Here is a 4,571-nt window from a genome sequence, read left to right as displayed (position 1 = left end):
GGTCTGCAGCGTCAGCCCGAGATCGTCGCCGCTCGCCTCCTTGCTCATGGTGTAGAACAGATCGCCGGTACCGCCCTCGGCCAAGGTCCTTGCCGTCCAGAGCGCGGCGTTCAGCTTGGCCGAGAACGGGTTCGACGTATCGGCCGTGCTGCGGAGGCCCAGCCGGGCGTGAACAGCGAGCCCCAATCTGCCGTTTGCTGAGCGGCCGTATTAATTCGTGCAAACCCACGAAACCACGCAGGATTTCGATTGAACCCGACACGACTCCCCGCTACCACGCATTCAACACAAGAAATGGGCGAACATTTCTTCGCGCCAAACGAGTAGTGGAACGTGTAGAACGCCAAAGCAGAGCTTCGTTGGGAGGGTGCACAGCGACTTGAGTTCATCGAGTTCTGCTTGTTTTGGGAGGGGTTTGTGAACCGAAGCGACTTGATGGAGCAGTTTGGGTTATCGGTGAACCAGGCGTCCGCCGACCTGAACCACTATATCGGCCAGGCTCCGGACAACATGATCTACGCCAATAGTGCCCAGACATATGTCCGAGGCTTCGACTATGCTGCACAGGTCCTGAAGACCGACGCCAGCCGTTATCTCGCACAGCTTCGGTCATTGGCTGACGGCGTCATGGACAGCGACGACGCATGGATTACTGAACTACCAGCCTATGATGCCGCGCCGACTCCGACCCGTAGTGTGAACCCCGTTACTCTGCGATCCGCTGTGGGTGGAAGCCAATGTCATCTATCTCGACTGCGGCATGCGTGGCAGCGTGGTTGACTGCATCAATGATCGCACGTCAGAGACTTAAACCTTGTTCTGTAGCCCAACTATAGGACGGTAAGGTTCAGTACATTGATTCAACTATATACTCGACTATTTTTAGCACTCTTTGCCGATCCGCTCGGAAAGTCGGTGCGGAGCTTAGAACTCCACGACGACGAGCTAAAAGCTAAATGGCGAAATCGAACGGCGAAGATTTCATTGCAGTCACTGACGTGCTCACCGGCAATCAAGAAGGGAGTTTTCGGCGCAACGCTGACGATAAAGACTGAAACTGATGACAACGTAATCCTGAAGTGGGCTGGATATCGTAAAGCCAACGCGTTTTCAGAAGATCTCAAGAAAGCATGGGTCCACTTTAATGTAGGCGCACTTGAGAAGGAAGCAGAGCGATTGGACAGGATCCGCGCTGAGGTGCAGTCGCTGACGGCACCGTCCCGCTACCCTGCCGCCTGTGCGGTCACACCACTGCTGGACGACGCCCGAGCATTGGATGCTTCACTACTGTCAAAGCTGAAAGCCGAAGCCATCGGTGCCGAGGCCGCCGAACGCATTGCTCCGGTCCGAAAATTCGCAGCTGAGCCGAGCTCATTGCGGGCGAATGGCATAAACGTATTCGTCACCGCTGAACTGGACCGCCGGAAGGAATTCTTCGACACCATCGAAAGCATGCCTCTGACGCCAGAACAACGCCTTTCGGTCGTTATTGATGAGGATGCAACGCTCGTCCTTGCTGGGGCAGGATCGGGGAAGACCAGTGTCATCACCGCCAAGGCGGCCTACCTCGTCAAGGCGGGCATCCGCCAGCCAGAAGAAATCCTGCTTCTGGCATTCGCGAAGAACGCGGCGGAGGAAATGTCGGAACGGGTAGAGGCCCGATCTGGTGTGCCGATAGTGGCGCGGACCTTCCACGCAATCGCCTATGACATCATCGGAAGCGTCGAAGGGTCGAAGCCTGCCTTGGCCGACCATGCCGCCGACGACATGGCATTCACCAACCTGATCAAGCAGATTCTGAAGGACCTCGTCCACCAGCTGTCAGAGGTGTCGAAGGCGATCATCCAATTCTTCGCGCATTTTCTAGTCGAGCCGAACACCGAATGGGACTTCCAAACCAAAGATGGCTTCTACACCCACATGGAAACCCAAGACCTGCGCACTTTGCAGGGTGAAAGGGTCAAGAGTTACGAAGAGCTGCAGATCGCCAATTGGCTGTATGAGAACGGCGTCGAGTACGTGTACGAGCCGGTTTACGAATACAAGATCGCCGAAACCGGAAGACGCGACTACCAGCCGGACTTCCGCCTCATCGAGAGCGGCATCTACATTGAGCATTTCGGGGTGCGGCGCCAGAAAATGGACGACGGCAGCGAACGGCTGACTACGGCGCCGTTCATAGATCGCGACGAATACCTCTCTGGCATAGAATGGAAGCGGCAGGTCCACGCCGCGCATGACACAACCCTTATTGAGACCTATAGCTATGAGCGGCAGGAGCGGCGTCTGCTGACCGGGCTTGCGGAAAAGCTGTCGCCGCATGTCACCCTGAAACCCCGATCTGTCGATACGATTTATGACCGGATCGTCGAGTTGAAGCAGGTCGACGATTTCTCGAAAATGCTTGGAACCTTCCTGCGCAAGTTCAAGAGCGGTGGTTACACCTTGCAGGAATGCGAGACCAAATCCGAACAGATGAAGCAGGGCAAGCGCGCCCGAGCGTTCCTTGACGTCTTCGCGCCGGTCTTCGAAGAATACCAGAAGCGCCTCGGTGGCCGTATCGACTTTGAGGACATGATCCTGCGCGCCGCCCACTATGCCGAAACCCGCCGCTACAAGAGCCCGTTCCGTCACATCTTGGTCGACGAATTCCAAGACATCTCTCAAAGTAGAGCCCGGTTGGTGAAGGCGCTGAAGGCTCAGCATCCGGATGCGCGCATCTTCGCAGTTGGTGACGACTGGCAGTCGATCTTCCGCTTCGCTGGCTCTGATATCCATATGATGCGTCATTTCGGGCGGGAGTTCGGCGGCAGCTTCGATGGTGAGGCTGGCGTGCACCGGACCGTCGATCTCGGGCGCACCTTCCGGTCGGTCGATCAGATCGCCTTCGCTGCCCGAACCTTCGTTCTGCGGAACCCGGCACAGATTCAGAAGCAGATCGTCCCGGCCGGGACCGCGACCGAACCCGCCATCAGGATCTTGACTGTGCCCAAGGGCGAGTATGAAGGGAAACTGTCCGAGGCGCTTGCCGAATTGTCCGCCTCTGTGGCGCCGGAGGCGAAGCCTACGAGGGTGCTGCTTCTCGGCCGTTACCGCTTCGTCGAGCCAGACTTGCCGGTTCTGAGGCGACTTTTTCCGCGGCTGAAGATCAGCTTCAAGACCATCCATGCGTCCAAGGGTCTGGAGGCAGACCACGTCATCTTGCTTAATGCCGATAGCGGACGCACGGGGTTTCCTTCAGAGATCGTCGATGACCCCCTCCTGTCTCTGGTGTCACCTGAGGAGGATGCGTTCCAGAACGCCGAAGAGCGGCGCGTCATGTATGTCGCGATGACCCGAGCCCGGCACACACTAACAATTCTTGCCTCAAACGCCAGGCCGTCGTCTTTCGTAACCGAGCTTCGGAAAGACCCCGCCTATGGGATTTCGACAGTCCCGGGAGCTGAACCCGAAGCCCAAGTGTGCGGTGAATGCGGTGGGCGATTGTTGTGTGTGACCGGCAAGGACTGTCGCATCTGGTATCGCTGCGAGCATGTCCAGCACTGCGGAAACCTTCTACCTGCCTGCGCATCCTGCGGAACGACCCTGCCACGCCGCGTAGATGGAACACTCGAGGTTCGATGTGGTTGCGGCGCTAGCTATCCGACCTGCCCGGAATGCGAAAATGGCTGGCTTGTCGAACGGAGCGGTCGATACGGTCGTTTCCTCGGTTGCGTTCGGTATCCCTCTTGTGTCGGGAAAGCCCAGATTTCGTCAGTTCGGCGGAGTTCCTCAGCGGTTAAGGTCAAGCACTAGCATACCCGAGCGTTGGACAACTGCGGCCGACTGTTATTGTAGCCTTCCTCGAGTGCAATTTCATGGGCCTGGCGCGCCAAGGTCCAGTTCTTTCGGTCCGCTAGCGGAGCCTCAAACAGCGGGGCTGCCACCCGAAGAGCTGTTTGTTTCTTAACTGGCGCGGGACCCGCCGCCTTGCGCGCCTGCAGTGCTTCAATACCGCCATTCATGAAATCGCTCCATCACTAGCGAAGCTGTGTCTACGCGTTCCGCCAGGCGACCAGTGCGCTCGCGCAAGAAGCCCTCGGAACGTGGCGGTGTCATCGAATCCTCATTCTGCCGCTCAACCGACCTTGTAACCCCAAAGGGACGTGTGGTCGGCGGCGAAGTAGCCGTCCGCGACCCGGAAATACCCCTGAAGCTCAACGGTATCGCCCGCCGTCAATGGCACCATCGTCTGCAGCCAGATGGCGGTGGCGAGTGAAACATGGGTGGCGGAGCTCTCACCGAAAGAACCGCGAATTTCGGTTGCGCCGTTCAGGACGAGCCGCCCCCGCATTCGCGCGGTGGTGCTGGAATTGACCTTGTAGAGCAACGTCGCGCCGAAGAGGTAGGTGCCGTCCACCGGGGCCACAAAGTGGTTGTTCGCGGCGTCAAACGCGCCCTGGTCGTTGGTGTCGGTGTTGTTCAGCCCGATCTTCGTCCAGGTCCCGACACCGACGTAGTTGTCGTAGTTCGTGTACGCCTTGAAGCGCGGCAGCCGGGGCTGGTCGACGATGCCGTTGGCGTTGTCCACG

Annotated in this window: 3 protein-coding genes and 2 pseudogenes; 2 read left to right on the top strand and 3 right to left on the bottom strand. The window is 58.1% G+C overall.

Annotated elements, in window-relative coordinates; genetic code table 11:
• Window positions 1-186, bottom strand: a pseudogene (locus E1297_RS04015) (hypothetical protein); the annotation flags it as partial.
• A gap of 231 nt (window positions 187-417) precedes the next feature.
• On the opposite strand from E1297_RS04015, the gene E1297_RS04010 reads away from it, so the two are divergent.
• Together E1297_RS04010 and E1297_RS04005 are read left to right on the top strand one after the other, a co-directional pair.
• Window positions 418-780, top strand: coding sequence for a hypothetical protein (locus tag E1297_RS04010; protein ID WP_196223185.1), 363 nt, complete (start codon window positions 418-420; stop codon window positions 778-780).
• A gap of 135 nt (window positions 781-915) precedes the next feature.
• Window positions 916-3,795 (top strand): UvrD-helicase domain-containing protein, encoded by a 2,880-nt coding sequence (locus E1297_RS04005; protein ID WP_368669456.1) that lies wholly within the window; start codon window positions 916-918, stop codon window positions 3,793-3,795.
• Here the strand turns inward: E1297_RS04005 and E1297_RS04000 are convergent.
• Window positions 3,792-4,004 carry a hypothetical protein gene (locus tag E1297_RS04000; protein WP_155134200.1) on the bottom strand — a complete coding sequence of 71 codons (213 nt, stop codon included), beginning with the start codon at window positions 4,002-4,004 and terminating at the stop codon, window positions 3,792-3,794. The two genes, E1297_RS04005 and E1297_RS04000, sit on opposite strands and share 4 nt — an antisense overlap.
• A 113-nt stretch (window positions 4,005-4,117) precedes the next feature.
• Window positions 4,118-4,571: pseudogene (locus E1297_RS03995) on the bottom strand (hypothetical protein); the annotation flags it as partial.

This window comes from Roseibium sp. RKSG952 (assembly GCF_009711355.1).
The sequence above is the reverse complement of the archived record's forward strand: the minus strand, read 5'-3'. Positions and strand labels throughout refer to the sequence as shown.

Excerpts from the sequence above, each read along its gene's own strand:
- E1297_RS04000 (WP_155134200.1), bottom strand. The coding sequence starts at position 4,004 with ATGAATGGCGGTATTGAAGCACTGCAGGCGCGCAAGGCGGCGGGTCCC.